The 25,996-nt window shown below is 62.8% G+C and carries 25 protein-coding genes and 2 pseudogenes; 5 read left to right on the forward strand and 22 right to left on the reverse strand.

What is annotated here, in order from left to right:
- Positions 1-350: 350 nt before the first annotated feature.
- The 11 genes from ABIG06_RS08120 to ABIG06_RS08170 all read right to left on the reverse strand — a co-directional run bounded on the left by ABIG06_RS08120 (position 351) and on the right by ABIG06_RS08170 (position 6,324).
- Positions 351-1,259, reverse strand: a complete 909-nt coding sequence (locus tag ABIG06_RS08120) for a lytic transglycosylase domain-containing protein (RefSeq protein ID WP_424578195.1) — start codon at positions 1,257-1,259, stop codon at positions 351-353.
- A gap of 4 nt (positions 1,260-1,263) precedes the next feature.
- Positions 1,264-1,599 carry a DUF736 domain-containing protein gene (locus ABIG06_RS08125; RefSeq protein ID WP_424578196.1) on the reverse strand — a complete coding sequence of 112 codons (336 nt, stop codon included), beginning with the start codon at positions 1,597-1,599 and terminating at the stop codon, positions 1,264-1,266.
- Between the two features lie 34 nt (positions 1,600-1,633).
- On the reverse strand, positions 1,634-2,179 hold the full coding sequence (locus tag ABIG06_RS08130; protein WP_424578197.1) for a S26 family signal peptidase: 546 nt from the start codon (positions 2,177-2,179) through the stop codon (positions 1,634-1,636).
- Positions 2,176-2,694 carry a DUF2840 domain-containing protein gene (locus ABIG06_RS08135; protein WP_424578198.1) on the reverse strand — a complete coding sequence of 173 codons (519 nt, stop codon included), beginning with the start codon at positions 2,692-2,694 and terminating at the stop codon, positions 2,176-2,178. The genes ABIG06_RS08130 and ABIG06_RS08135 overlap by 4 nt, the downstream gene beginning before the upstream one ends.
- The gene (locus tag ABIG06_RS08140) at positions 2,691-2,945 is read right to left on the reverse strand and encodes a ribbon-helix-helix protein (RefSeq protein WP_424578199.1); all 255 of its coding nucleotides are present in this window, start codon (positions 2,943-2,945) and stop codon (positions 2,691-2,693) included. Before ABIG06_RS08140 ends, ABIG06_RS08135 begins: the two co-directional genes overlap by 4 nt.
- Positions 2,942-3,580 (reverse strand): ParA family partition ATPase, encoded by a 639-nt coding sequence (parA, locus tag ABIG06_RS08145; RefSeq protein ID WP_370124226.1) that lies wholly within the window; start codon positions 3,578-3,580, stop codon positions 2,942-2,944. The genes ABIG06_RS08140 and parA overlap by 4 nt, the downstream gene beginning before the upstream one ends.
- Positions 3,577-4,692: a replication initiator protein A gene (locus ABIG06_RS08150; RefSeq protein WP_370124223.1), complete on the reverse strand. Its 1,116-nt coding sequence runs from the start codon at positions 4,690-4,692 to the stop codon at positions 3,577-3,579. Before ABIG06_RS08150 ends, parA begins: the two co-directional genes overlap by 4 nt.
- Before the next feature lie 12 nt (positions 4,693-4,704).
- On the reverse strand, positions 4,705-4,956 hold the full coding sequence (locus tag ABIG06_RS08155; protein WP_271553340.1) for a helix-turn-helix transcriptional regulator: 252 nt from the start codon (positions 4,954-4,956) through the stop codon (positions 4,705-4,707).
- A gap of 202 nt (positions 4,957-5,158) precedes the next feature.
- Positions 5,159-5,827: a DUF2285 domain-containing protein gene (locus ABIG06_RS08160; protein ID WP_370124219.1), complete on the reverse strand. Its 669-nt coding sequence runs from the start codon at positions 5,825-5,827 to the stop codon at positions 5,159-5,161.
- A complete protein-coding gene (locus ABIG06_RS08165) occupies positions 5,736-5,945 on the reverse strand; it encodes a transcriptional regulator domain-containing protein (RefSeq protein ID WP_370124216.1) in 210 nt (69 codons plus the stop codon). The genes ABIG06_RS08160 and ABIG06_RS08165 overlap by 92 nt, the downstream gene beginning before the upstream one ends.
- 115 nt (positions 5,946-6,060) lie before the next feature.
- A complete protein-coding gene (locus ABIG06_RS08170; RefSeq protein ID WP_370124214.1) occupies positions 6,061-6,324 on the reverse strand; it encodes a DUF2285 domain-containing protein in 264 nt (87 codons plus the stop codon).
- Positions 6,325-6,611: 287 nt separating this feature from the next.
- Between ABIG06_RS08170 and ABIG06_RS08175 the strand changes: the two genes are divergently transcribed.
- On the forward strand, positions 6,612-7,409 hold the full coding sequence (locus ABIG06_RS08175) for a hypothetical protein (protein ID WP_370124230.1): 798 nt from the start codon (positions 6,612-6,614) through the stop codon (positions 7,407-7,409).
- Positions 7,321-7,530, forward strand: a complete 210-nt coding sequence (locus tag ABIG06_RS08180; protein ID WP_271553351.1) for a helix-turn-helix transcriptional regulator — start codon at positions 7,321-7,323, stop codon at positions 7,528-7,530. Before ABIG06_RS08175 ends, ABIG06_RS08180 begins: the two co-directional genes overlap by 89 nt.
- A 561-nt stretch (positions 7,531-8,091) precedes the next feature.
- Here ABIG06_RS08180 and ABIG06_RS08185 read toward each other — a convergent pair.
- Both ABIG06_RS08185 and ABIG06_RS08190 read right to left on the reverse strand, forming a co-directional pair.
- The gene (locus ABIG06_RS08185) at positions 8,092-8,622 is read right to left on the reverse strand and encodes a thermonuclease family protein (RefSeq protein WP_370124212.1); all 531 of its coding nucleotides are present in this window, start codon (positions 8,620-8,622) and stop codon (positions 8,092-8,094) included.
- 475 nt (positions 8,623-9,097) lie between these two features.
- On the reverse strand, positions 9,098-9,826 hold the full coding sequence (locus ABIG06_RS08190; protein ID WP_370124210.1) for a Crp/Fnr family transcriptional regulator: 729 nt from the start codon (positions 9,824-9,826) through the stop codon (positions 9,098-9,100).
- A 758-nt stretch (positions 9,827-10,584) separates the two neighbouring features.
- On the opposite strand from ABIG06_RS08190, the gene ABIG06_RS08195 reads away from it, so the two are divergent.
- Positions 10,585-11,001, forward strand: a complete 417-nt coding sequence (locus tag ABIG06_RS08195) for a hypothetical protein (protein WP_424578200.1) — start codon at positions 10,585-10,587, stop codon at positions 10,999-11,001.
- 107 nt (positions 11,002-11,108) lie between these two features.
- Here the strand turns inward: ABIG06_RS08195 and ABIG06_RS08200 are convergent, their stop codons facing one another.
- On the reverse strand, positions 11,109-11,435 hold the full coding sequence (locus ABIG06_RS08200) for a DUF736 domain-containing protein (protein ID WP_370142622.1): 327 nt from the start codon (positions 11,433-11,435) through the stop codon (positions 11,109-11,111).
- Positions 11,436-12,529: 1,094 nt separating this feature from the next.
- On the reverse strand, positions 12,530-12,736 hold the full coding sequence (locus ABIG06_RS08205) for a cold-shock protein (RefSeq protein WP_211959214.1): 207 nt from the start codon (positions 12,734-12,736) through the stop codon (positions 12,530-12,532).
- A gap of 450 nt (positions 12,737-13,186) precedes the next feature.
- On the opposite strand from ABIG06_RS08205, the gene ABIG06_RS08210 reads away from it, so the two are divergent.
- Positions 13,187-13,945 (forward strand): class I SAM-dependent methyltransferase, encoded by a 759-nt coding sequence (locus ABIG06_RS08210; protein WP_424578201.1) that lies wholly within the window; start codon positions 13,187-13,189, stop codon positions 13,943-13,945.
- 42 nt (positions 13,946-13,987) lie between these two features.
- Here ABIG06_RS08210 and ABIG06_RS08215 read toward each other — a convergent pair whose 3' ends face one another.
- Complete coding sequence (locus tag ABIG06_RS08215) at positions 13,988-14,428, reverse strand: hypothetical protein (protein WP_424578202.1); 441 nt, start codon at positions 14,426-14,428, stop codon at positions 13,988-13,990.
- 296 nt (positions 14,429-14,724) lie between these two features.
- Between ABIG06_RS08215 and ABIG06_RS08220 the strand changes: the two genes are divergently transcribed.
- The gene (locus ABIG06_RS08220) at positions 14,725-15,393 is read left to right on the forward strand and encodes a hypothetical protein (protein WP_424578203.1); all 669 of its coding nucleotides are present in this window, start codon (positions 14,725-14,727) and stop codon (positions 15,391-15,393) included.
- Between the two features lie 75 nt (positions 15,394-15,468).
- Here ABIG06_RS08220 and ABIG06_RS08225 read toward each other — a convergent pair whose 3' ends face one another.
- The 6 genes and pseudogenes from ABIG06_RS08225 to ABIG06_RS08250 all read right to left on the reverse strand — a co-directional run.
- Positions 15,469-16,398 carry a DUF2493 domain-containing protein gene (locus ABIG06_RS08225; RefSeq protein ID WP_424578204.1) on the reverse strand — a complete coding sequence of 310 codons (930 nt, stop codon included), beginning with the start codon at positions 16,396-16,398 and terminating at the stop codon, positions 15,469-15,471.
- 325 nt (positions 16,399-16,723) lie between these two features.
- Entirely contained in the window at positions 16,724-17,791 is a 1,068-nt protein-coding gene (locus ABIG06_RS08230; protein ID WP_424578205.1) for a DUF7146 domain-containing protein, read from the reverse strand.
- Positions 17,791-22,126, reverse strand: a pseudogene (locus ABIG06_RS08235) (strawberry notch-like NTP hydrolase domain-containing protein). The gene ABIG06_RS08230 and the pseudogene ABIG06_RS08235 overlap by 1 nt, the downstream one beginning before the upstream one ends.
- 275 nt (positions 22,127-22,401) lie before the next feature.
- Complete coding sequence (locus ABIG06_RS08240; protein ID WP_424578574.1) at positions 22,402-22,815, reverse strand: hypothetical protein; 414 nt, start codon at positions 22,813-22,815, stop codon at positions 22,402-22,404.
- A 103-nt stretch (positions 22,816-22,918) separates the two neighbouring features.
- Positions 22,919-25,063, reverse strand: coding sequence for a ParB/RepB/Spo0J family partition protein (locus ABIG06_RS08245; RefSeq protein ID WP_424578206.1), 2,145 nt, complete (start codon positions 25,061-25,063; stop codon positions 22,919-22,921).
- 173 nt (positions 25,064-25,236) lie between these two features.
- Positions 25,237-25,878 (reverse strand): annotated as a pseudogene (locus tag ABIG06_RS08250) (DUF932 domain-containing protein); the annotation flags it as partial.
- Positions 25,879-25,996 lie beyond the last annotated feature (118 nt).

Consider the following 25,996-nt stretch of genomic DNA (forward strand, 5'->3'; position numbering starts at 1 on the left):
GACCGACCGAGCCGCACATTGCGGCCTTTTATCTCGCCATCGTTCGGTCGGTACTCGCGGAAGCCCCCACTGTTTGCGAGCGTTTGCGATAGCGATCGTTACCCGAAGGGCCGAGACACCCGTAGGGTGGCTCGGTGAGGAGCGAAGCGACGAGTAGAGCGCGGGCCGAAGGCATCGCCCGTATGACTGCATTGCAACGTTTCGAATGCAAACCGAATGTCCGTCACGGGGCGCCAGCGAACCTGGAAGCTGACAGCTGATACCGCGAGCTGCCCGATGTGCAGCCGCCGCAACAAGGGTGCGTGCAGACCTACCGCGGTCCGCGCATTGACGTTGAAGATGCCGTGCAGTCACTGCGATCGTCCCGTGGCCGAGAGCGCGACGAACAGGCCCTCCGACTGCGGCGCAATCGCCGAAATATCGTGCACCGGAGTGCCAACTGAGCCGCCGTGCGCGGGTTGATCGAGCGCCGCTCGCGCGCCAGGGGACGGCCCGTCAGCGTGGTCGAAGAACAGCGGCGCCCGCGTCCAGGATGAACGAGAAGAAGCCGCGAGGAGAAGAGGTCCTGGTGCCCTCTCCGCATCGACAAAAGGGACGATGGCCGCGACATAGGCTGTCGTCTCGGCCGGCAGCGGACGATGTCTATCGCGAAACTCCTCGTAGCGGCCGGGACCCGCATTGTAGGCCGCGAGAAAACCCGGCGAGCCGTAGCGGTCGTGCAGTTCGCGAAGGAACGCGGCACCGGCAAGGATGTTGTCATGGGGATCCAAGGGATCACGCCCGAGACCGTAACGAGCGCGCATCTCCGCCCAGGTCTTGGGCATGAGTTGCATCAGGCCGAGTGCACCTTTCGGTGAGACGGCACGCCGATCGCCGTTGCTCTCGACCCGCATGACGGCGCCTATCCATGTAGCCGGAATGCCGAAGCGCTGCGCGGCCTCTGCCACATGAGCTGCATAGTGATCGTTCGCCGGTTGACTTTGCGCCGGCGCTCTCTGCCCGGAGACTGCTGCCGTTGGCCCGCCAATCAGCAGCAGTCCGGTAAGGAGGAGAACGGCAAACCCCGCCGTGGCTCCGCCATCATGGCGAGGCGTCGTGCTGCCTACCGGCGGCGCGCAGGGACCGCCGGTTTGACAACTAGTGTGCGCGGCTGCCGGCCGACGGTTGCGCGGACCGAAGGGACGAGACGGCGTTGCCGCGAACAAAGGGATGGAGATTAGATCCGCCTTGTCGGTAGCACGCGTGACAGGATCCTGCATGCAATCAGTCCCGCTCGGCGCGTTGGGGCTGACGATTCCAGTTCAGCGTCCAGGCCGCCTTGTCCTCGCCCGACTGGAAGAGGTTGGCGCGGATCGGCCGCGGCAGCGCCGGGTCGTCGATGATCAGCGAAACGTATTCGCCGGCCTTCTCGCCGGTACGCTTCCAGCCTGCCCCGATCTCCGGGCCGTCGGCGTCGCCAAGGCGGATACGGTAGTCCGGCGCATTCTCGGCATCTGAGGATTCGGCCGGGACGAGGGTGAGAATCCGCTCGAAGAACAGCGTTTCAACGCGTCCGGTGAAGCCGGACTTCTCGCGTGTGAACTGACCGATTTGCGCCATGGGAAAGCTCCTGGGTTGCTGGGTTGAAAGCGGGTCAATGGGTGGCTGCACGCCAGACGAAGCGGCCGTCGCCGGCCTCATTGGTCCAAAGCGGGATCGCGCGCGCGACGATGGAGGTGACGGGGAGCGCGCCGAAATAGCGGCCGTCCAGGCTGTCCGGGACGGTCGGGTTCATGAGAAAGACCTCGCCCGGCTCGAGGGTATGGCAACCGCTCCAACGCGGTAGCGGACCGCCGCGATGATCGTGGTCGTGTGCAGCGCCGACATCGATATGATCGACGGAAACGGTGTCGCCTGACCGGCAAACAGTCTGTCCGGGCAGCGCCATAACACGCTTCAGCAGCGGCACACCTTTGGGAAGAAAGCCGGCATCGGCAAGGAAGCTCGCGATCGGCTCCGGCAGCCGTACCGCGACCAGTTCGAGGGCGTGCAGTTCTTCAACCGGATGCAGCACGTAGAGTCCTATCGGCGTGCTCGCGGTAGCGTTCCAGATCAGCCGCGGCGCAGGATGAATGAGGGCCAGGGCGCCAGCGACCAGCGCCGCAAGGTAGGTCAACATGAGATAGCCGAAGGGGGTCATGGCGTGACGCTCCGGCGCTTGAGCCAGGCGATATGTTGCTCGCGCGTGTAAGCGCGCGGCACATGGTCGGCAGCGAGACGGTTATGGAGATGCCGCCAGTATTCGGGTGCGGCGTCAGCCGGATCGATGGAGAGCGCCTCAATGGCGTCGATGGCTTGCAAGACGCGCTCAACCTTCGGCCAGCTATCGACGCGCAGCAGGATTTCGCCACCCGGCCGGACGAATGGTAGCGTCTGATAGCGCTGGCCGGCCTCCACCGCGCGCACGATGTCCATGCGCGACACCACGGTGCCATAGTCGTTCGATGCCCAGCGGACGAAGCCGAAGATGCTGCCTGGCGTAAAACTCGAGATGCTGCGGCGACGGTCGAGGATCTTCTCCTCCGCGCGACGGCCGAAGCGCAGCCAGTGCTCGATCCGCTTCTCGATCCAGGTCAGCTCGACATGGGTGAGCGCGACACCGCGTCGATGCGACGGAGGTACGGCGCGCGGCGGCAAGGCCTCATTGTCGTTCATGACGGCTCTCCGGCGTCAGCGGGGAATTCTCGCGCCAGCAATTCGCGGAGCATGTCGGCGACGGTCAGGCCACGTTGGAACGCGGCGACCTTGATGCGGCCGCGCAGCGCCGGCGTGACGTCGATGGTCAAACGCGCGGTGAATGCGGCCCCCTCATCCACGCGGCGCGGCGGTGCGTCGTTGGCCTTGATCCAGCTTTCGGCATCGCCGGGACGCGAAGCGAAGCCGCGCTTGGTGGAGCGCTCGCTCATGGCGCGAACCTCGCAACTTCGGCAGCGAGAGCTGTGATCTCGCGGGCAGCGGCGCTCTGCTCGACGAACTCGAAGACGAGCCGACCGGACTGCGCGGCATCAGCGAAGACGACACGTTGGCCGATGGTGCTGGCGAGCACCGGCGGGTCGTGATCGGCAAGAACTTCAGCCGTTTCGCGGGCGATGATCGTGCGCGCGCCGCAGCGGTTGAGCACAAAGCGAGCGGCGAGCTGGGGCCGGTAGATGCGGGCCTCTCGCAGCAGAGCGAGCATCTCGGCCGAGGCCCAGCCGTCGAATGGCGACGGCTGCACGGGGATCAGTACCAGATCCGCCGCCAGCAGCGCCGAACGCATTAATCCAGCGACGCGCGGCGGCCCGTCGATGACGACATGATCGGCGGTGCGCGCGATCTCCGGCGCCTCGCGGTAGAGCGTATCACGCGCGAGGCCAACGACGCCGAACAGCCGTACGACGTTCTCCCTCGCGCGCTGCTGCGACCAGTCCGATGCCGAGCCCTGGGGGGCAGCATCGATCAGCGTCACCCGTTTTCCGCGCAGAGCCCACTCACCGGCAAGATGCAGGGCGAGCGTTGTCTTGCCGACACCGCCCTTCTGGTTGAGCACGGCGACGATCATCGCTTGCCTCCCGTCTTGCGACCTGAAGGCGGCAGAGATGATTGGCTTGGGTGCTTAGTTGGTGGCTCAGCGCGAGGGTCGTCTTTATCCGCAGGACGTACGGGCCTACTACAACAGTTAGATTCTAAGTTAGACTCTAAGTTAAGGCCGGGAATCGCGGTTTCCGGCCAAAGCGTTAGTTGCGGTTCACGCGTGCGAAGTCCCGATAGGGCTGCGTGCGGAATCCCGATAGGGTTTGCGTGCGAAGTTCCGAACGCTTCCACAGCGCCGTCCACAGGGGCAGTGGATAGTTTGGCCGGAACAATGCGCAGCAATTCGCGGCGTGCTTCACGCTCGATGCGCAAGCGGTAGCCGGGAAGCGGCTGACGCGCAGCGATGCGCCGAATCTGCAGCGCAAAATCAGAGACACGCACCAGACTGCCCGACTTCGCATGGAGGTGCGCGACCTCAAACAGCCATCCTCTCGGCTGGCGACCAGCGTGCTTGCGCGCGACGCGGTACAGCCAGCGCTCGATCCCGCCGGTCAGGCTGAAATAGGCCGGATCGATCGTGAGAACGAGTGAGCGATCGATGACGCCGCGATAGAACCAGTCGGGGAGGACAAATTCCATGCCTTCGACGCGGCCGTCGCGCCGGGCGCATTCCTCCCATTCGTTAATCCAGGAGAACTGGTGGCGCCGCCAATGTTCGCCCTGCCGGATGCTGGTGCGGATCACGGTCGCCTGCAGGCGTGTCAGCGCTCCCTTCAAGAGCTTGTAGTCGCGGGCTCCGGTCTGCCGGCCGACAGCGGTCAGAAGCTGGTAAGGTGTGAAGCGCAGGAAACGCGAGGTCTTCAGTCCAAGGTTCTCCGCCTCGACGATCTGGCTCGCTGCCCAAATCAGCACGTCGGCATCCCAAATGGTCGCCATCCCGTGCTCGGGAACCGCATAAACCTCGACGCAGATGTCGCCGGCCTCATAAAGGATCGGTGTCGTCCGCTTGGCCTTGGCCAGCGAAAAGAACGGGCGCTCCATCAGATCGCGCTGATCGCGCGGGCTGGCATCGCCAGTGGCGACAACGAACGGGTCGAGCTTGCTTCGCTCGCTGGGTGTGATGAGGCGACGCGACGACATAACGACCGTTGCCTAGCGATGCGCGTTGCCGGCAGCGCGGGCCTCGAGATAGCGCGGATCCGACGTTGAATTGCAGGCGGCCTGATCGGCCCAGGCTTCGAGATCGCCGATGGCGTAGACGACGCGGCCGCCGAGCTTGCGAAAGGTCGGGCCATTGCCATGGCAGCGGTACTTCTCCAGCGTGCGCGGCGAGATGCCGAGGAGGCGCGCGGCCTCGGGGGTGCGCACGTAGCGGGTGGCGAGTTGCGCGGGCCTGTCGAGCATGGGAGTTCTCCGTCTTGCCTCGAAGCGCCGCGGCCAAATCGCGGCATGTCCGGGCCACAGTGGCGGAGAGTTCAGGCGTTGGGGGTGGACGAAAATTGACGTACGTTTGTGTCCCCCCATCGTCGCAACCAGGCGAAGCCAGGCGCTACCAGCGGACGCGGGTTAACTCATCGGGACGATGGCTTTGAGGGATTGGGGCCGATCACAGGCCGCGTAGAAGTTTCAGATAACCGCGCTCGACCAGAGCGATCGAGTCATGAATGAGGCGGTTCGCCTTACGGCGGGCATGCGAATCCTTCCACTCGACCGAACGACGGTGCGCGTGGTCGGAGGCCAGCACCTTCGCCGCCACGTCGCGCGGGCCGCCGCCCAGGTCGTAGACGTCGAAGGCGTGAAGGAGCTGTATCAGTCGACCTTTCTGAAACGACGTCAGCCGCAGCGCCGCCGGCAGAAGACCAGTGCGCTGGCCAGCGAGGCGGCGGGCCAAGTGCAGCGCCACGTCGGCGCGCAGTTCGCCCATGCTGTCGAGCGGCACAAGCACGGCGGGGCGGCGCATGGCCTGCTCGTCGCGCAACCGGACATGGAGCTCGCCCAAGCCGTCGGAGACAACCAGCTCGCGACCGTCAGCATCCGTCTGCTCTACGGTCGCCAGTCCGAAAGACTTGCGATCAATCGGATGAACGGTCTGAAACTCCGGCGGCGCGGACTGGAGGATCAGTGTTCCCGGTGAAGCCTCGGGCAGCCAAATGGCTGGTTCGGGCCCAACCGGAGAGGCGGGGTCATGGGCAACATCGCAACCTCCATCGACGTGCGAAACTGGTTCGGATGGTTTCGGGATCAGCGCCCTCGCGCGCGATCTGGCGCTCAGCACGGACGAAATCGCGGCGATAGTCGGCATTGCGCCGCAGAAACTCAAGGGCAAAACCCGGACGCTCAAGGCGCTTCAGGCGTTCAATGGTCTCGGGCGCCCGCCAATACTGGGTCGGCATGGTCTTCTCGTCTTTCGTTCTGTGCCCCGCACCACGAATCCAGAAAGACGCTACGGGAAACTAGACCCTTAGGTTGCATCACGCGATGCCGCAATTTGTGTGATCGGACGCAAATTCACTGCATCCGCGGCAGCAAAAGGTCCCGATATCCGGCTTCCGACATCCATCGCGCACGGGCGAGATGGCTGTCGTGGACGATTTTGGCACGATCCGGTTCGCGTGCGGGGTCGAGGCCGAAGATCACGCTGACCACCTCACGCCAGTCGGCGCCCTCCTCCTCGGCCATTAACAACCTAACGTAGATCGCGAGATGTTTCTCGTCGTAGGCGTTGACGCGATCAGTCATTGGCGGGCTGTCCTGGAATGGCGCCTCGTTCATTGCAATTGCCCCTCAGCACGGATGCAGCGATTAGAACTCATCTAAGCCCCGGAACTTTGCAAGCTGGGAAACTGTCGCACGCGATTTGTGCCGTGATGCGCAAACCGCATCGCGGCGCTCCCCGGAAGTGGCAAACTCGACCCAAGCCAGATGTTGGTGTTCGAGGTTTCTCGAATCGGCGAGCGAGCGAACTCGAATCAAACCATCATGTGCGTGCATAGGTGTGGTCCCAGGTTTGTGAACTGACGGGCAAACGTTCGAGGATTGCGTACTGAGTCGTTTTCCGAATGGAGGACGAACTGCGCCGCATTCCACTTAGTCGACGGTCGCATGTGGCCGGGTTCCAAGCTCTCGACCGGATGGCCGAGCATGAGAGCGCCCTTGAAGGGGACTTCGTGACGCTCGCAAGCTTCATGGACGCGAGCGCGGTAGTGACGGCACAGCCGGTAACAATCCACTTCGAGCAGAGGGGCGCCGGCGGCGATACACACCGGACTTTCGCGTCGACTGGGGCGATGGCCATTGCGAGATCGTCGAGATCAAATACCGGGCTGACTCCGAGCTGGCTGACTCCGCTTTCGGCCGACTTTTGCGGCCGCGCGAAACTGCGCACATTGGCGCGCTCCAGGATCGCAACCGAACGCGGCATTCGATTTCCGCAGCTCGATAATGCAAAGCGGTTGCTGCCGCTCGGGAGCGCCCCTGTCGATACGGTGTTGGCCGAAGGGGCGGTCGCACATGCCTGCGCACATGCGGTCAGCTTTGGCGATTTGATCGATGCGCTGCCGATCTCGCGTGAGGCAAGCCTTGCGGAGGTCTGGCGGCTCATCGCACGTGGCGCCCTCATTGTCGGTTTGACGATGCCGATTACCTCCAAGTCACGAGAGACGGCCGGAGGGTTCCCTCGCGTAGATTGTCGAGAATACTCCGTGGTGAAATACTCTTCAATAGACCTCTCTCGTATCCATGGCGATACGGGAGATTCTGGCGCTCAATTTGATAAAGTACCGGCAGGCTGCAGGCCTGTCTCAGGAGGAACTCGCCCACCGTGCCGATATAGACCGCACGTACATCAGTTCGATTGAACGCTGCAAATATGCAGCCAGCATCGATGTTCTCGATCGACTTGCCCGTGAACTGGGGGTTGAAGCAGCGGATCTCCTGCAAAAGAGAACCCGCGCGCCACGTGCGAAGCGGGGCACCTAACCAATAGAGAAGTGTGTACCCGAGCGGGGTCTTCTCTCATGCTTGCCGCCGCTCAAAGCCTGCTGCTCCCCAAAACCACAAATGGACCTACCCGCCACCAGATTCCTGACTTCTGCCAACTGAGCCAGTTCGCGAACTCTGGGAGAATTCACGAAACCTTCGGACCAGTTCGCGAAACCTCGGACATCGACACCAGACGATAATCCGGCGGATGCGGTGAAGCCGTTACACGGCCAGTGTTCGTCATCCGACGAACCACGCGCATCTACATAGGCTCACCGCTCCCTCCGACAGCATGATGTGGCCGCCAGGCGCTGACCACGAACAGAAGCATGAGCTCGGCGGCGTGACGTTCACTCGGGGGGCTTGACATCATCGGGCCATTACAGAAGGCGGTGTACTCATTTAGCGGCTGGTCTCCTGACGTCCGGTTAAGCCCCAACAGCGGCGGTGGAGCCGCAATCTCTTGATGTCGCTGAAGGGCCATTTGCGAGCATGTGCCGGAGGCGTAGGCAGGTCCGCTTTCCCCAAAGCCATCGTGCGCTTTGGTAGACGCCCTAATCAGCGGTGTGCGTTCGCATCGTCCGAGCAGCCGCCCGGCTTGCCGCCCGCTCGGATACAGGCGCGATAGAGCCATGGCGCGACGTAGCTGCCCGCCCATATTCCTCGACCGGCGCGCTCGGCATCGCGCTGAGCATCAATGTACTTGCCCCTGGAATATCGCCGCCCATCAAGAGCGAAGCCGTTGTGGACAAGCCATTCTCCTAGATCAACTCCGCCGACCGAGCAGGTCGCCACTGTGCGCCCGTATTGGTCCAGCGCAACAGGCAGACAGGTTACAGGCCGCCGCGCGATGAACGCGCTGAGATCGTTGGCGGCCGTCGCGCCACAGCGATATTGCCGGCTGTCCTCGCCCCGGCAGAGCTGGGTGCTCTCCGGCGCATCTATGCCCGAGAGTCGTATGCGGCTGCCGTGGATTTCGAGCGTGTCGCCGTCGATGATGCTGACCTGCCCAACGAAATCGTCTGACAAGGCGACGCTGGTCGCCGCGAAGAGCAACAGTATGACGAGCAGCCAACTTTGAAGGCGCATGCGTTAATTGCTCTTTTGATGTTTTCCTAGCTTACGCCAATAGTAACCACTTGTTTGCACGGCCGTCTTGATCTCATCACTTACTGCGACAACCGCTTTCTTCTTTCGCCATCGAACGGAGTTCGCATGGGTCGGGATCGATTGGCCCTTGGGGACGACCAAGAGATGATCTCGCTTAAGACTTAAGTACACATCAAACATCGGTATCTTCTACGAAATGAAACAGTCGGTGATGATGCGTTCATCGGCCGCCCCGCAGCATGCCGAGCGGCCACCGGGTCAAATCGATCCGAATTGAAACGTCTAATCCCAGCTCGGGTCCGGGGATGCTACCGGCAATACAACTACGGGGAATGTTCGGTCATGGACGTTCCCAGCCAAAGAATAAGGACCGTTGCAAAACGGACACAGACAGATCGGCGCAGCCACGGATGTTGCTGCCTTTATCATCGGGCAAAACACGCGGTCGGCCGCGCTACTTGAGAAAGATCTCCTCAACTTCGAGTCGCATCGTATTGTGACATTCGCACGCCATCGCCGCGAGCCGCGATCGATCGATCTCGATTTGGCCCCGTCGATCAGATCTTATCCCTCCGGCCGCACGCAGATTGCGCATCAGGAGCGTCACCGTCGTTCGTCGCACGCCGAGCATTTGCGACAGCGCCTCATGCGTGAGTGGGAGCACGTCGTGGTCGATGTGGTCGCGGAAATGGAGCAGCCAGCGTGCCATGCGGGCTTCGACCGGGTGCAGCGCATTGCAAACCGCGCCGAGCTGAAACTGCATCAGCATCGCCCTGGTGTGAAGCTGGACCGCGCGCCGGATCGCGGGGCTCCGGTTGAAGGCGGCGTGAAATCGCGATGCGGGGATCCGCGACGCGGTGCCCGCCGCACGGACGACGGCGGTGGCGGCCGAAGGTGACGGCCCTAGCACGGAAAGAAGGCCTAGCGCCCCCTCGCGCCCGACTGCGGCGCTGGCGACCGTGTCCCCGTTCGCCATCTCGAACATCAGCGAGATGGCGCCGCTATGAGGGAAGAAGACATGCTCGATCTCGTCACCCGCTCGCGCGAGGACCGCGTCGTGATCGAGCGCGACCGTCACCAGCTCAAGCGCCAAAAGGTCGAAGTCCGCCGCTGGCAGTGCTGCCAGCAGACGGTTGCTTATTCCGCCTGGACGCATCACTGCAAGTAACTCGCTGCGAGGCATCCGCCGCCTGCTCCATGCGGAGTGGCGCGGAACGGTCTTAACATTTGCTCAATTGTGCGTTCGTTACGCGCAGCAACATCCTAATCACTTGCAGACGCTCTCACCTTCAACAACAAACTTCAAAGGCTCGCGACCGCCGAGTGCCAGATTTTGCTTTCAGCATGGTCGGGAAATAGTTGCAAGTACGCCGCGATCCACAATTGCAACCCACGTATGCGCGTCGCGTGAGCTCGATGTTTGTGAAGGTTTTGTGAAGGTCCGAACGGTCATTGTCCGGTTTGAGCCAGACAAATCCCATTCCATGCAGGTCGAGCGCCTCGACAAACAGTCGATCACCGCGTTGCCCTCGCCTACCCAATCGTCCAGACATTCCAGCAAGAGCGTCCGCCGGAATCTGTCCGCGCCTTCAACGAAGCATCCCATCCGTATCCCCATCACGAAACGGAGAAATCCGTAGCCCACTCGTGGCTTTTCACACAGCCAGGGTCACTAGCTGCCTCGTTACCCACCTGAACCTAGTTTCGCTTGTCACTCGACAGCGGACATTACCGCGCCCTACGCGAAAGTCAGCCACGGGCCAAAAGCGGTAACGACCCTTCCCAGCAGAAGATTCCCACTCTTCCCTTAGGAAGCCGACATTGCTTTTATAAAAACACGCCCTAGTTGACAGGCGACCTTTACGTAAATCTGGTCTGTCTCCAGAGACGCATACGTTTCCTGGGATGGAAGGGCGTGCTGAGTGAGATGGAGTAGGCTTTATGACCCTGTACGAGCACTTGCCAGCCGACATCCGCGAAGTCGTGGACGCTTACGTCGGGGACCTCAGGCCCCAACCTTGGCGGATTCGCTTCCTCTTGCTGATTGATCTCCTTCAAGAGAAGTTGGAGAGCGGACCCGCCGCTGAGCATTGGCGTCTACTTCAACAATGGACCGGCATAGTGACGGCAGTCTTGGAACACTTGCCGCCTGACAGTTCGGTCGTCGAATGTTTGGGGTTGATGAGCATCAGCTTCAACGACCAATGGCGCGCTCAGGCGCTCGGCCAGATCGAGCGCGATCCTACGGTGCTGGATCGTCTCGTCGCAATTTGCCCCGACTGGGAGGACATCGTCGAAACCGTATTGGAGGCCAATCAGAGACGGCCGATCAAGGCCGGTCAGGTTCGCGCTCGCTGATCGGGATCGATCCGGCACGTGCACCGGCTCGCCAAGCTCTGCGCGGCCAGCTCTTGAGCTTAGCGATGCCCCGCCCGGGCCAGCCGGGCGAGGCGTTGCGGATCGGATCAGTCGCCGTTCCGACGGTTGGGACGAGACCAGATCAAGCTGAAGCCCTCGCCCTCTTCATCGGCGAAGAGGTTGGCGAAGATCGGTGCGGTGAAGCTCGGGTCGTCGAGCTTGAGGCCGAGATAGTCGCGGCCCTCGTTGGAGCGCTTGGACCAGGCGGCCCCGATCTCAACCCGGCCGACATAGATCCGGTGGCTGGGGGCGTTGTCGCCCGAGCGGCTGGTTTCGGGGACGATCCGGACATTCTTGGCCTGAAGAGAGAGGGTGACGATTTGGCCGTTGAACTCGTTGTTGCCGGACTTCTTGAAGGTGCCGATGGTCGCCATGGTAGTTCTCCTTGATTTGAAGTTTTCCGAGCCCGCACCTTGCGGCCTCGATGGTGATCGACAGGCCGGAGGCGATCGACGGCGCACCCCGAAGGGGCCGAAGCGCCAGCGGAGGATGGCAGCCAGGCGACTTTCTTGTTTCGCGAGGAATGACGGCGCAGCCGGCAGGGGAAGAAAGTCGATCGGCGCCGTTGCGCCATAGGCGGTCGAGGCGTCAGCCGTCCTTCGGCCAGATCAATCCATCGAAGAGGCCGTTTGGTGCGCTCGGTCCGAACAGAGCTGACATCAAGGAGAACGTGGCGATCTGCGAGTCAATGAAAGAGTTGGCGCCACCGAATCCAATGGTGATGAGCTCTCTCTATTGCAGGTGGACGGATCTCCGCTTCCACGATAGCGCGTCGACAGCACACCACGTTCACGAGAGCGGCTGGCCGTATCTGTGATCCGTCGCCGTTTTGTCGAAGCCGCACAAGGACTGCCACGAAACTGCCACTCTGCGATGATCGGTCGAGGCTCGACGCTTGGGCCGCTCTGAGTCTAGCTCGAAGACAAGAATCGCGAGCGCGCTGGATGCCTGATTCGCCCGTTCAATGTGACGCTATCGGCCGTCGCCAGGCCTTTCCCTGGACGGCGCAGAGGTCACGACATAGGAGCCGTGCAGCCCACGGAGGATCTGGTGCAGGACGGTACCCGTTAAGAGCTCGAGGGAGAATAGAATCGGATGAGCGACAATAGCAACCTCGAACACAGAAACCATCGAAGCGATACGGCACTATCGCGAGGCCCTCGTCGTGGTCGACGGCCTGGAGCGAAAAGAACGTTCCGCGCATCGAGCGCTGACCAGGATACTGCCTGAATTGGGGCGCGCCTTACGCAGCCAAGACACTCGGTGTCGTAAGAATAGCATTAAGATCGGCTTGGCAGCTGTCTCGCGGCAGGACGAAGCGTGGGCCAACCTAACTGAGGCGACCGCACGTTTGGATTCAGCCGGCTCACTTTGGCCGCCCTCAAGCGCCAACTGGGATATCTTCCAAATGTCTCAAAAGCACGAGATTCGGACTAGCTCAAAGAATGCCGGGACGTCGAGCTCCGCCTCATCCTAGGCGGAGATTTTCTGCCGCTTGTTTGCCGCTGCGGTTCGTCACCAGCTCGTAGCTGACCTTCGCGCCTTCAACAAGCGAGGTATAGCCCGCCTTCTCTACCGCCGAGATGTGCACGAAAACATCGTTGCCGCCATCGTCCGGCGCAATGAACCCATAGCCTTTGGTCGGGTTGAACCACTTAACAGTCCCTAACGCCACGTCATTTGCTCCAAAAAGAAAAAACACCTTCTCATCTAAATCATTGAACGAGCAGATCGCAAGTCTCCGCGCGAAAGCGGCTCGATGGATCCGTTGTCCCGCCCGTTCGTAGGTCTTGGACAGAAGAAATGGAGTGCCCCGACTCGATGAAATGAACGAGCACGCTGAAATCGGCCGGCATTCAAGAACGACGACGCGAAGGTCACATTTTCTTCGAAAACCCCATGCTAACTGTCGCCTGGTTGTCGCGGCCGGATGTACGTCGTGGCATCACGGGAGCCCCGGCCTTCATGCCGGGGTTTTTCGTGTTTGGCACGAGAAGCCCGTTGATTCAATGCCTTTTGCGCAGCTGATGTGAGTAGGATCATGACGCGTCGTAGACCGCGACAATTCTGCTTGGATCTGCAGGAACTGTCCGGGGCAGAGCGAAAAGCCGAATAGCAGGCAGACATGGCGCAGAATATTTACGACAATCCCGATTTCTTCGCTGGCTACAGCCAGTTGCCCCGACAGGTGCATGGACTGGACGGCGCTCCTGAATGGCCCGCGATCCGGGCTATGCTGCCCGATCTGGGCGGGAAACGTGTCGTCGATCTGGGATGTGGCTTCGGCTGGGCCTCGCGCTGGATGCGCGAGCAGGGCGCGGCCTCGGTTCTGGGTCTGGATCTGTCGCAGAACATGATCGAGCGTGCCAGGGCGCACACAGCGGACACCGCCATCGAGTATCGCATCGCCGATCTCGACACACTGGACCTACCTGAGACGGCTTTCGACCTCGCCTACAGCGCACTGACCTTTCACTATGTTCAGGATTTTGGCCGCCTCGTGCGCGTGATCCGCAAGGCGCTGGTTCCTGACGGGCATTTCGTCTTTACAATTGAGCATCCGATCTTCATGGCAGCGGCACATCCGCACTGGATTTCCGATGAGGAGGGCCGCAAAACCTGGCCAGTCAATCGATATTCCGTCGAGGGTGAACGTCGGACGGACTGGTTCGCCAAGGACGTTCTGAAATACCACAGGACGCTTGGCACTACCCTGAACACGCTGATCAGCGCGGGCTTTCAAATTCGGCGGGTCGAGGAGTTTGCCCCAACACGCGAGCAGATCCAGCAGATGCCGCAATTGGCCGAAGAACTGGAGCGTCCCATGATGCTGATTGTGTCTGCGTCCACATTAATCGCTGGCGACGCTTCGAAGCCGTCGTAATATCTGGTCTGATTAGGTCCTGCCGGGCGCCCAGCACTGATGTCAGCCTCGCGCCACGCGTTGTCTTGCTGGTTCGTCTAAGGCCATCCCGGTGAAGCGAACCAAGGCCGTGATGCTAACGGCAACAGCCCCGACGACCGCGAAAAACATCTGCCACGCGGGTGATGACATCACCATCTGGGTAATTCCGTGCGTGGCGCTGTAACCGGCGACCGTGGCGGGCGCAACATAGAGGAGGATGATCAGGAGCCGAAGCCAAGTCCATGGCGCGAAGGCGAGCGCGAGTTGGCCAATGCAAATGGTTGCACCGCCCGCCACGAGCCCTGCTGCGATGCCGCCGAACACCCCGGCGCCGGTGTGGAAGGCCCAGATGCCGATCGTCAGGCCAACGAAGAAGGGCAGTGCGAAGACAGCGAGCGTGAACAGCAGCCAGCAGAAAAAGCCGATGCCAACTAGGATAAGCAGTGGTCCAAAGATAATCATGGTGGGTAGTCTCCGTGAGATAAAGGTCTGACGGTCGCGCCTTCCACCACCACCACGGCGCGAACGCTGTATAGCAGCAAACGCCAGGAATCGGAATCATCACAAATCCGGTTGCGCGCGACCGACAAAGTCACCATATTAGGCGTCAGGAGCCGATCGCCTGGGCTGCAAGCGACCCAAAAGGCGGCATCTCGATTTCCCAATCGAACACCCGAACGGCAACCATTCTGCCGGCGCGCGGTGGTCATGAAGCGCTTGTGACTGCCACTAAGACGCCGGTGTGAATAGGATTTGCCATGTCTACCATCCAAAAGGACTGCGCAGACTTTCTGCGTATGACGTTCAACAATCTGACCGGCGGCAAGCTCGGGTCATGTCACGCCCACGAGATCGTGGCTTCGTATTTTGGCTATTGCACCGCGGCGGCTTTAAGGACCGAACCCAAATACCAGCTTTCTGCTTTGGACGAAGCCGCGATCCTAATACCTGATCTCCGCTTGATGGACCACCGGGTGCAGCAGCTCAACGGTCTCCCCGCGGGCCTACCCAATGTTGACGAACTGGCGTCGCAGCTCTCCGGCTTTCTCAGTAAAAACGGCTACCTTTCAGGTGAGGTTTGGTACACCCGAGATCTCGAAGAGTATATCGAGGTGTCCTTCATTCAAGAAGATCCCTTGATGATCGAGGACGCTCTCTCGGGTGAGATGGCAACGACGAATGCTTTTTTTGACGAGCTTTACATCGACAAAATAAGCCTGGACGTCGGAGACGATGTGCTTGTGGCAAATGTCTCAGGCGCTCTCAATGGAGAGAACGATCCGGATAAGCCGTTCCACGGGGATTCGATCGCTTTTACGACGATGATGACATTTGAGCGCGTGGCCGGTCGAATCGGCTATAGGCGACCGGAGCTGGAGACATCGGGCGCCGTTGATGACTCGTACTATTGCGATGAGGACGCCTGAAGGCCGTTAGCTATTTGATGGCGCGATTGGACCCTGAGCTCACGCGTAATTCTGCACGACAACGTACGGCGGCGCTCACGCGCCGCCGAATTTCCAGACCGGGATGCCTAGCTTCTTGGCCTTGTCGGCGAGATTGTCCTGGATCCCGGTGCCGGGAAAGTGCATCACGCCGATCGGCAGCTCATTGAGCATCGCATCGTTGCGCTTGAACGGAGCGGCTTTGGCGTGCTTAGCCCAGTCGGGCTTGAAGGCGATCTGCGGGACCTTGCGGTTATCGGCCCATTTGGCGGCGATCAACTCGGCGCCCTTGGGGGATCCGCCGTGCAGCAGCACCATGTCCGGGTGCTTGGCGTGTACCTGGTCGAGCTTAGCCCAGATTAGCCGGTGGTTGCTGAAGTCGAGACCGCCTGTCAGCGCGACCTTCGGGCCGGGCGGCACGAGCACCTGGTTGTCGGCGCGCTTCTTCGCGGACAGGAAATCGCGGCTGTCAATCATCGCGGCGGTCAGATTGCGGTGGTTGACCTTCGACCCGTTGCGCGGCCGCCAACTCGAGTGGGTGTGGCGTTCGAACTCCTCGGCGGCGTGGTCGCGCATCAGCTCGAAGGCGCCTCGTCGCTCGATCAGCGTCTGCCCTTCCGCCGTCAGTCGTTCCAGCTCGACGCATTTGATCTCGCTGCCGTCCTGCTCCCGCTGCGAGCGTTGCTGCGCCAGCTCGTTGTCGTCGAGCTCACGCTCGATCCTGTCGATGGCGCGATGGAAGACGTTCACCATTGACCAGAGCAAGTCTTCGAGGTCGGGCTCGAGACGGCTATCGGACAGCGCCACCACGAGACCATCGAAGATGTCGGCGACGCTGCCGGCGAGGATGTGCGCTTCGGGAAGCGGCCGCGGATCAGGCTCGTCCTGGAACGCACGGTAGCTATAGAGCTGGAGTTCCTGGAGGACCTGGTCGGTCGGGGATGAGCTGTGGTGCGGCTCGAAATCATCGTCGTGGTCGGTGGTCATTGCGGCTTTCCTCGCCGGGATCGACCGCGCCCATCGCGGCCTTCATGGCGACGAAGGCGGCAGGCGGAACGGACTTGCACCCGCAGCGAAGCGAAGGGCCGAAGCGGAGCGGAGGACCGAAGGGGGCCGACTATTTTGCCTCGCGATGTAAAGGCGGCTCTCCCGCCGACGGAAAATAGTCGGCCCACGAGGTTGCCGGTCCGGGCCGCTTGCCGCCCGATCGCCCTCTTAAGAAGGCCGTGGGGCGGTCCTCTCCGGCGCCGAGGGAAGCATGGCCACCGGCCTCGCGGTAACGAAGCGGCCGCGGCACCCCTCCCCGTTCCGGCTATGCCGCCAGCTCCATAAAGCGCGCTACGTCCTGCGCCGCGATCTGCACGCGGCTCGCGGCCCGAAGGGCTTCAAATCCGAGCAGGCGAAGATCCTCGTTGAAGTCGCCGAGCCGTGGCGAGATCACGATTGCTTCGATCCCGACCTCCTGCGCCCGATCGATCAAGGTCGCCATGGCGCCGCTACCTGCGGGATCGTCGTCGCGAGCGATGTAGAGCCGGCGGAGCGTGTCCGGGAAGAGGATGGCGGAGAGATGCGCCGCCGAGAGGGCCGCGACCATCGGCATGGCCGGCAGGACGCTGCGGAGCGACAGCATCGTCTCGATGCCCTCGCCGGCCGCCATGACGTCACCAGCTACGCCAAATCGAACGGCGTGACCAAGCAGGTCGCCCATCGCCCGTTTCGGCGTGTCGATCAACGCCTTGCCGAGCGTCGTCTCGCTGAAGCCTCCGGGGTCAAGCCAGGTGCGATGCGCGCCGGTCAGATGGCCGTTCAGATCGGTGACGGCGGCGATCATCGCCGGCCAAGTCTCGGTCGGACTGTGGTCGTCGGGCCGGTAGTAGCAACGCGGATGAAAGCGCAGACTTCCGGTTTCGTGCAAAGCCGTAATGCCGCGATTGCGGAGATACGCTTCTCCCAGCGTGCCCACGATCGACTGCGCCATGCCAAAGAGCCGCCGCGCCGCCTCTGGCGATCCGAGGGGCGCGGGCAATTGTCTCGACCGGTGGTGATTTGGCTCGGACTCCAGTTCCGGACGCGGTAGACTCAGAAAGCGTCGTGCCTCATCGGCGACATCGCGAAAATTGGTGAAACCGCAGCTCTCGCGGATCACGTCGAGAAGGTCGCCATGTTCCGCCGAGGCGGCATCTCGCCAGTGCCCGGCGGCGCCAGGACCAGATTCCGGTCCGCTGAGCCGGACGAACATCGACCGGCCTGGCGTATTGCGGACGTCGCCTACTGTCCAGTAGCGGCCCTGACGCCGCCCGTTGGACAGGTAATGGCGGCACACAGCCTCGGCGTCACGCGCGAGATGGCGGGCCAGTTCGGAAGCGTTGTCGCGGGCCATCAGGCGGCCTCCCGCTCGCCGATGCGCTGGACCGGGTATTGGTCGAGCACCTTTGCCAGCACCACGGCACCGGTCTCATTGGTCGGCACGAACATGCGCAGCTTCCACGAGATGATCTCGCTGAAGAGGCCGTACGCGAGCAGCCGCTCACGCATCGCATCGGTGAAGCCGGACAGCTCGATACGATGGGCGCCCATCACGCGGACGCGACGGAGCTGCAGGTCCTCGGCGAGGTTAAGGACGGTGCGCCCCTCCATCAGCGCCGAGAAAGCCTCGTGTGGGGTCAAGCTGCAGGTCGCTGTCGGGCAAGCGTTCGCCGCCCAGGCCGGCGAGACCCTGCGACCGATGATGCGCTCGCCCTCGTCGGTCTGAAGTCGATAGACCCGGGTCGACTCGTTCGGGAGCCGCTTCCAGATGGGCAGCAGCAGACCAGCGACGATGTGGAGGGTGTTCTCGGCGAACTCAGGGACCTCGACGACTTCGGCGTTCCAGGCTGCGGCGAACGTCTCGCGATCTGCAGGCTGCCAGTGGCTTTCGTCCATCACCTTCATCGAAGCATGATGCTGCTCCATGGGGCGGATCAGCCGGACGCGGCGTTCGATCTCGCCGTCATCGAGCATGAAGCTCGGCGCCGGAAACTGCACGGCGGCACGCCCCGAGCGCTCGTTGACCAGCAGCACAGCCCGAGCATCGGCGAGATAATCGAGTGCATGATCCAGCGTCATTGGACGGTTGCGCCGGCGTTCCGTGATCGTGAGCAGCCGGGTTTCCGCGCCGGTCGCGGGGTGCGTGTAGATCGGGTGCCGATCGGTGACGACGAAGCTGTCAGCCTGCAGAGTCTCCAGGCCGATGTCATAGACGCCGCTGGCAATGGCGCCCTCGACCTTGGCGTTCAGCAACTGCTCGAAGGCCGTGAACAGTAGGCCTTGCAGGTCGATGGTGAGCGCGAGCAGCCGGTTCAGGAACGTCGTGATCGGCGGCAGCTCGTCCTTGATGCCGTTTTCGTCCACGAGAATCAAACCCGTGGCGTCCTCGAAGGTCTGGAGCGAGCAGCCTTCGACCTTGCCGCGCGCGAGCAGCAGGTAGAGCTGGCGCAGCGCATCGCGGGCGTAGTGGCTCTCAAGATTGTCCTCGGGCCGGAACAGGCCTTGGCCGCCGGTCTGGCGCTGGCCGCGCGTGATGGCACCGAGCGTGTCGAGCCGGCGGGCAATGGTCGAGAGGAAGCGCTTCTCCGCCTTGACGTCGGTCGCAACGGGGCGGAACAGAGGTGGCTGCGCCTGGTTGGTGCGGTTGGTTCGACCGAGGCCCTGGATCGCGGCATCGGCCTTCCAAACCCGGCTCGAGCAGATAATGGATCCGAAGCCGGCGATTACGCGCCGAGAGCTCGGCGTGGTAGCTACGGCCCGTGCCGCCAGCCTCCGAGAAGACAAGTACGCGCTTCAAATCATCCATGAACGCAGCGGTCTCTGCGAGATTGGCGGAGGCCGAACGGTTCTCGACGGCAAGGCGGTCACCCCGGCGCACCACGCGCCGCGAACGTCCGGTCACTTCCGCCACGAGGTCCGTGCCAAAACGCTGCACGATCTGGTCGAGCGCGCCGGGAACGGGCGGGAGCGAAGCGAGCCTTCCGATCAGCTCATTACGGCGGGCGATGGCCTCGCGGCTCTCGACCGGCTGGCCGTCGCGGAAGACAGGCCGGGACGAGAGATTGCCGTCGCTGTCAGTGAAGGGCTCATAGAGCTGCACCGGGAAGGAATGGGCGAGGTAATCGAGGACGTATTCGCGCGGCGTGATGTCCACGCGCACGTCATTCCATTCCTCAGGTGGAATTTCGGCGAGCCGCCGCTCCATCAGCGCCTCGCCGGTCGACACGATCTGGATGACCGCGGCATGGCCCTCGGCCAGGTCCCGCTCAATCGAGCGGACCAGGGTCGGCGTCTTCATGCTGGTGAGCAGATGGCCGAAGAAGCGCTGCTTGGCCGATTCGAAGGCCGAGCGTGCGGCCGCCTTCGCCTGACGATTGAGCGTGCCGGTCTCGCCGGTGATGTTGGCGGCCTGCATCGCCGCGTCGAGGTGATTGTGAATGATGGCGAACGCACCGGCGTAGGCATCATAGATGCGCCGCTGCTCGTCGGTGAGCTGGTGCTCGACCAGCTCATATTCTACGCCGTCGTAGGAAAGCGAGCGGGCAGTGTAGAGGCCAAGTGAGCGAAGATCACGGGAGAGTACCTCCATCGCCGCCACGCCGCCGTCCTCGATCGCCTCGACGAATTCCGCCCGGGTGGCGAATGGAAAATCCTCGCCACCCCACAGCCCAAGCCGCTGGGCATAGGCAAGATTGTGGACCGTGGTGGCGCCGGTCGCCGAGACATAGACGACGCGGGCATTGGGGAGCGCATGCTGCAGCCGCAAGCCCGCACGACCCTGCTGCGAGGGCGCGACATCGCCCCGCTCGCTCTTGCCGCCACCGGCATTCTGCATGGCATGGCTCTCGTCGAAAATGATGATGCCGTCGAAGTTGGAGCCCAACCATTGAACAATCTGCTGGACGCGTGAAAGCTTCTCGCCGCGGTCGTCGGACCGCAGCGTAGCGTAGGTTAAAAATAGGACGCCTTCGACCAACCGGATGTCGCGCCCCTGAGGGAAACGCGAGAGCGGCGTGACCAGCAGACGCTCCATGCCGAGGGCCGACCAGTCGCGCTGGGCGTCCTCGAGCAGCTTATCGGACTTCGAGATCCAGACCGCCTTGCGCCGGCCCTGCAGCCAGTTGTCCAGAATAATGCCGGCGGACTGGCGGCCCTTGCCGGCACCGGTCCCGTCGCCGAGCATAAAACCTCGACGGAAGCGGACGGCGTTCGGTGCATCGTCGCGGGCAGCCGTGACGAGATCGAAGGTCTCGTCTACCGTCCAGGCGCCGGCGAGATAGTTGCCATGCGCCTCCCCAGCATAGATGACGGTTTCGAGCTGGGCGTCGGACAGGATGCCGTCGCTGACGAGATTCGCCAGCAGGCGCGGCCGATAGCTCGGCTTCGGCGGCGCGACCGAGGCCATCGCGGCCGACTGCACCAGCTTCGTCGGATGCGCCTGCGCACCGGCGATCCGGATCGATTGGAGACGGTATTCCTCGTAAATGGCGTCGCTGAGGCGCGCGCCCTCGGGCGGTGTCCAATCGAATGTCTCGTAGGCGAGGTCGACGCCCTCGGGATCGGTGACCGGTGCGTTGACCGACCGCGCAGCGGCCCGCGCGAGATAGCCGCGCACAATACGAGGCGCCGGCGATGCTGACATGGGAAGTGCAGCGGTTGACGCGACGCTCAGGCGGGGTGGAACGTGTTCGCCGATCCAACGGAGCAGCGTCGCGACATCGGGCGCCATTCTCGGCGACTCCGGGAACGCGTTCGGATCATCGGCAGGCACTTTGTCGATCACGGTGAGGCGCGTCTCCATCGTGGTGCCGTGCTTGGCATAGACCGTGTCGGCGATCGCGGCGGTGAACACCACGCGGCTGCGTTCCTGCAATCGGGCGAAAGCATCGCGCCAGGCAGATGCTTCAGGTGAGAAGTTTGCGCCGGTGATCGTCACCAGCCGGCCGCCATCGGCCAGACGGGCCAGGGCCGAGGCGATGTGACGGTACGCCGTGTCGGCCATGCGGCCGGAGACGTTCGCCATCGCCGAGAACGGCGGGTTCATCAGCACGACACTCGGGACCACCGTGGGATCGAGGTGATCGTCGATCTGGGCGGCGTCAAAGCGCGTGACGGAAATGGCCGGAAAGAGGGAAGAGAGCAACATGGCCCGGGTCTCGGCCAGTTCGTTCAGCACGAGGGCGCCGCCCGCGATCTTAGCTAGGATGGCGAGCAGCCCGGTGCCGGCGGATGGCTCCAACACTCGATCCGCCGCCGTAACGGCGGCCGCGGTCACCGAGGCCAGGCCGAGCGAGATCGGGGTCGAGAATTGCTGGAAAGTCTCGCTCGCGGCAGAGCGACGCGTGTGGGTCGGCAGAAGCTTCGCGATCTTGTCCAAGGCGGAAAGTCGTGAAGCCGGAGAAGCGGCTTTGCGGAACAGCGCCTTTCCGTATTTGCGCAGGAATATGGCGCTGGCAGCTTCACAGGCATCGTAGGCCGTCTTCCAATCCCATGCGCCCGTCGCATCGGATGCGCCGAAGGCCGCTTCCATTGCGGAGCGTAGGATTGCGGCGTCAATGCGCCGACCATGCTCAAGATGCGGGAGAAGCTGCTCAGCCGCAGCGATGATAACGCTGACGCTCTCAGGAGCAGCGCGCACAGGAGAGACCGGGGCGGCCTCGTCGGCCGCAATCCAGAAAAGGTGGTTCATGAGGGGAGCCTTAAGGAGAGCGGGAACGGGCGAGCCGATCGGCGCTCTCTCTGGACCGGACCGGCTCAAACCCGTTCCGGCAGCCCTCTCGCTCTCAGCATCAAGGCGGTGCCCGACATGAGATACGGCGCCCCACCGGATGGCAGGGCGCCGCGCACAGAGCATTCCTCAGTATCCAAACTGCCAAGAAGGCCAACCTTAGCCGTCGTCAGCCTCGGCGGCGGCTTCTGCGAGGTAGCTCGCGTCGTGCTTGACGACGGTGACGATGTATTGCCTCATGACGCAGCTCCCTCGATCGGATCGTTTTCGGCCGCGAGAATGGCCTCGGCCTTCGCGATGGCGGCCTCCGCCCGCCGACGCCAAAGCTCGACATCCGCTGAGCCTCCCTCCGGAGCGTGAGCGAGGATCTTAAGCAGACCGAGCAGCACCTCGAAATGGTCGGCCTTGCGCTGGACCTGCTCGTCAAAACGTGAGGGAAACGACAGGAGTCGGCCGATATAGGCGGCGTCGCGGCCTTCCCATGCACCAGTGACATAGGTATGGCGGGATGCTTCAACGTCCGACTTGCTGTCGTCCCAGCCCTCGTCGGCGATCGCGAGATCGCAGGCTTGGTCGAGCGTTTCGGCGTCGTAAGTTCGCTGCCGATAGATCCGCAGGCGATAGGTCGTCTCGATGGTGAAAAGGGGCACGAGAGCCTCCATAATAAATGCAAAAGCCCGGCGGGAGCCGGGCTTTGGGGTGGATTGGTAGTGAAGAGACGCGGGACGGCCGAAGCCGGCCCGCGCGGTCGAGTTATTCGGCCGCGATCATGTGCGGCTCGTCCGCTTCATCGGCCGGAGCTTCCTCGTCGTCGCCGGTGAGGAATTCCGGCAGCGCCTCGCTATCGCTTTCAGACTGCACGGCGTCGGCGCTCGCAGCCTGGTCGACGTCGGCCATTCGCAGGGGTTCGGGCAACCACCCGGTCCCGGCCAGGAGCCGTTCGGCCTCCTTGGCCATGTCGCCTTTGTTCAGATGGTCGATGAGCTGGGCAGCTCGCGCGCCGGCCCCCTCCCCCACCGCCTCCAGGATGCGGCGCTTCGGGACCCGGCCGAGATAGTTCTCGACGGTCGGGCGCCAACCGGACGCCACCATGTCGAGGTCGACGGCGAGAGCGATGCAGTTCGCATCCGCGATCCGCTGCTCGACGGCGTGCGGGGTGGCGCCGCCGCCGTAGCGGTCGCCCTTCTCGTAGAGCGCGTTGACGCCAAATGAGGCGCAGTGCGCAAAGAGCGCCGCCTGCTCGTCGCCCGTGAGAGCCGTGAGCCAGTCCCAGAGATCGGACTTGTCTTTCGGCAAGCGCTCCTCCCAGGTCTTGTGGCGCGCGTCGATCGCCTTGGCCGCCGGAGTGTCCTTCAACCCTTGCGCCTGCACCGGAAAACTCGCGCTGCGCACGGAGACCTCCATCGCCGAAGCAAAGGAGGAATAGCGGGAGAACACGTCCAGGCAGAATTTGTGCAGCACCGATTGGAAAGCGACCGAAGGGGTGATCGCCAGCTTGTCGCGCAGCGCCAGTGTCCGCTCCGCCGTGAGCTCGGTCAGAAGACGGTCCGGCAGCGGCTTCACCGCATCGTCATCCTCGTCCTCGGGATCCGCGACCTGCCCGCCGATGGTGATGACGGCGCGCTGGACAGCCGGTGCTGATGGTTCGTCGCCATCCATGGCCGCGGCGACAGGTTCACCGCCCGTGCCCTGCTCCGGTTCGGTCACGGGCACTTCGTCCTCGGGTCGGACGTAGCCGCGATCAACCAAGAGCTTGCCCTCGGCGTCGATGCCGACAAACACGCCCGCGCGGGCGATGTCGGCCGGCTGATAGATGGCGGGTCGATCATTGAATGCGGCGAGAGCCGTCTCAATTTCGCCAAGGCGCAGGTCAACTTCATCGGGAAGCTCATCCGCGCCGTCATGCTCGGCTTCGAGCTTGGCATATTCGGCCTCGAGCGCCTCGATGGTCGCCCGTTCTTCGATGGTGAGATCGGCGGGCACGCCGTCCAGTTCGCGCAAGCCGCGCGTATGGCCATAGGGGAAGTCGATCGCGACCTCGATCCACTTCCAACCTTCGGCGGCGATCGTTTCCGCCTCTACCTTCAGCTTCTCGGCAACCAGGCCGTCGAGCAGAGCAACGTCCTCAAGCCAGCCGCCATCGTCGGACTGGAACAGGTCGCGCAGCACCACGCCACCGGCAGTCTCGTAGGCGTCGATACCCACAAATACGGCGCGCCGGTCGGAGGCACGCACCGTCTTTTCCGTCAACATGCGGCGGATCTGATAGGGCTCCTTGTGCCAAGAGCCGGAGATGGCCTGCCAGACCTGCTCCTGGCGTCCATGATCTGCGCTGACGGTGAAAGCCATCAACTGCTCGAGCGACATGCCATCGTCGGCATAAATTTCGAGCAGCGCTGGCGAGGCCACGGCGAGGCGCAGCCGCTGCTTCACGACATTAGCCGACGTGAAGAAGGCAGCGGCGATATCCTCCTCGGACTGCCCCTTCTCGCGCAAAGCCAGGAATGCCCGGAATTGGTCAAGCGGATGTAGCGGCGCGCGCTGAATATTCTCCGCAAGCGAGTCGTCCTCGGCGAGAATGTCGGTCGCCGGGTCGCGTACGACACAAGGCACCGGCGCGGTCTTAGCCAGGCGCTTTTGCTTCACGAGCAGCTCCAGCGCACGGTAGCGCCGTCCGCCGGCCGGGATCTCGAACATGCCGGTCTCGGCGCCCTCCGCGTCGAGGACCGGACGGACATTGAGGCTTTGGAGCAGGGTACGCCGGGCGATGTCCTCGGCCAGCTCTTCGATGGAGATGCCCGCCTTCACGCGCCGGACGTTCGACTGGCTGAGCACCAGCTTATTGAAGGGAATGTCGCGCGAGGACGACAGGGTGATCTTCTTAACGGCGTTAGCCATGGGTGATACTCCGCGACGGGCGGCCCAAAGACTCTCTTTGGTCCTCCAACCCGTCACGAAGCGCAGCGCGGCCCTCTTCCTCTCAAGGGCCCCGCCGCAAACCGACGATCAGTACGAACGGAAGGGCATGAAGCCGCCAGACACGCCGTTCCGCATCTCCGGCTTTCCAGGTATCAGGTTGCGCGATCGAGCAGCTGCTTCGCGCGCGTCTCAAGATCGAGTCGTGCGTCCTGATGAGTCTTGCCGCGCGCAACCGCTGTGATGCCTTGCACGAAATCGAATACGCTTTCGGGCTTGCGCCCTTCCTCAGATAACACCCGTTCGATGATCCTCGCTGTCTCGGCCTTAGAGAACCCACGCTTGCGCAGGAATTCGTTGCGGTCGTCGTCGGTGCGGGCGACGATCTTTTGCCGTGCGACCTTGATGCCGTTGACGAAGGGCATCGGTGAGGAATTGGCAAAGCTGGCCAGCGCCGGGGCCGCCTCGTGGGCAAACCGTGAGGCGGCGTATTTGGAGTGGCGGATGGTGATCTCCTCAAAATCCTCGACGCCCCAAAGATTGCGGTTCTGGCAGACGGCGCGAAGATAGAAGCTCGCCATGCCGAGCGTCTTCGCGCCCACCTCGGAATTCCAGCAGTAGAAGCCACGGAAATGGAGGTCCGGCGAGCCGTCGCTCAACCGGCCGGCCTCGATCGGATTGAGATCGTCGACCAGGAACACGAAGACATCGCGATCGGACGCGTAGAGCGTCGTCGTATCCTGGGTGATATCGACGTTCGGATTGTAGACGCCAGTCGACCAGTCGAGCACGCCAGGATAGTTCGCGTCACGGACCTGTCTCGATAGTCCTGTATGAGACGTTAGCGCAGATGCCCGAAGGGAGCATCAGCGTGCCTCCAGCCGGCATTGCGCCGGGGAATCCGCGCAGGGCGGA

The sequence above is a fragment of the Bradyrhizobium sp. USDA 326 genome (assembly GCF_049739485.1).
Classification (GTDB): domain Bacteria; phylum Pseudomonadota; class Alphaproteobacteria; order Rhizobiales; family Xanthobacteraceae; genus Bradyrhizobium.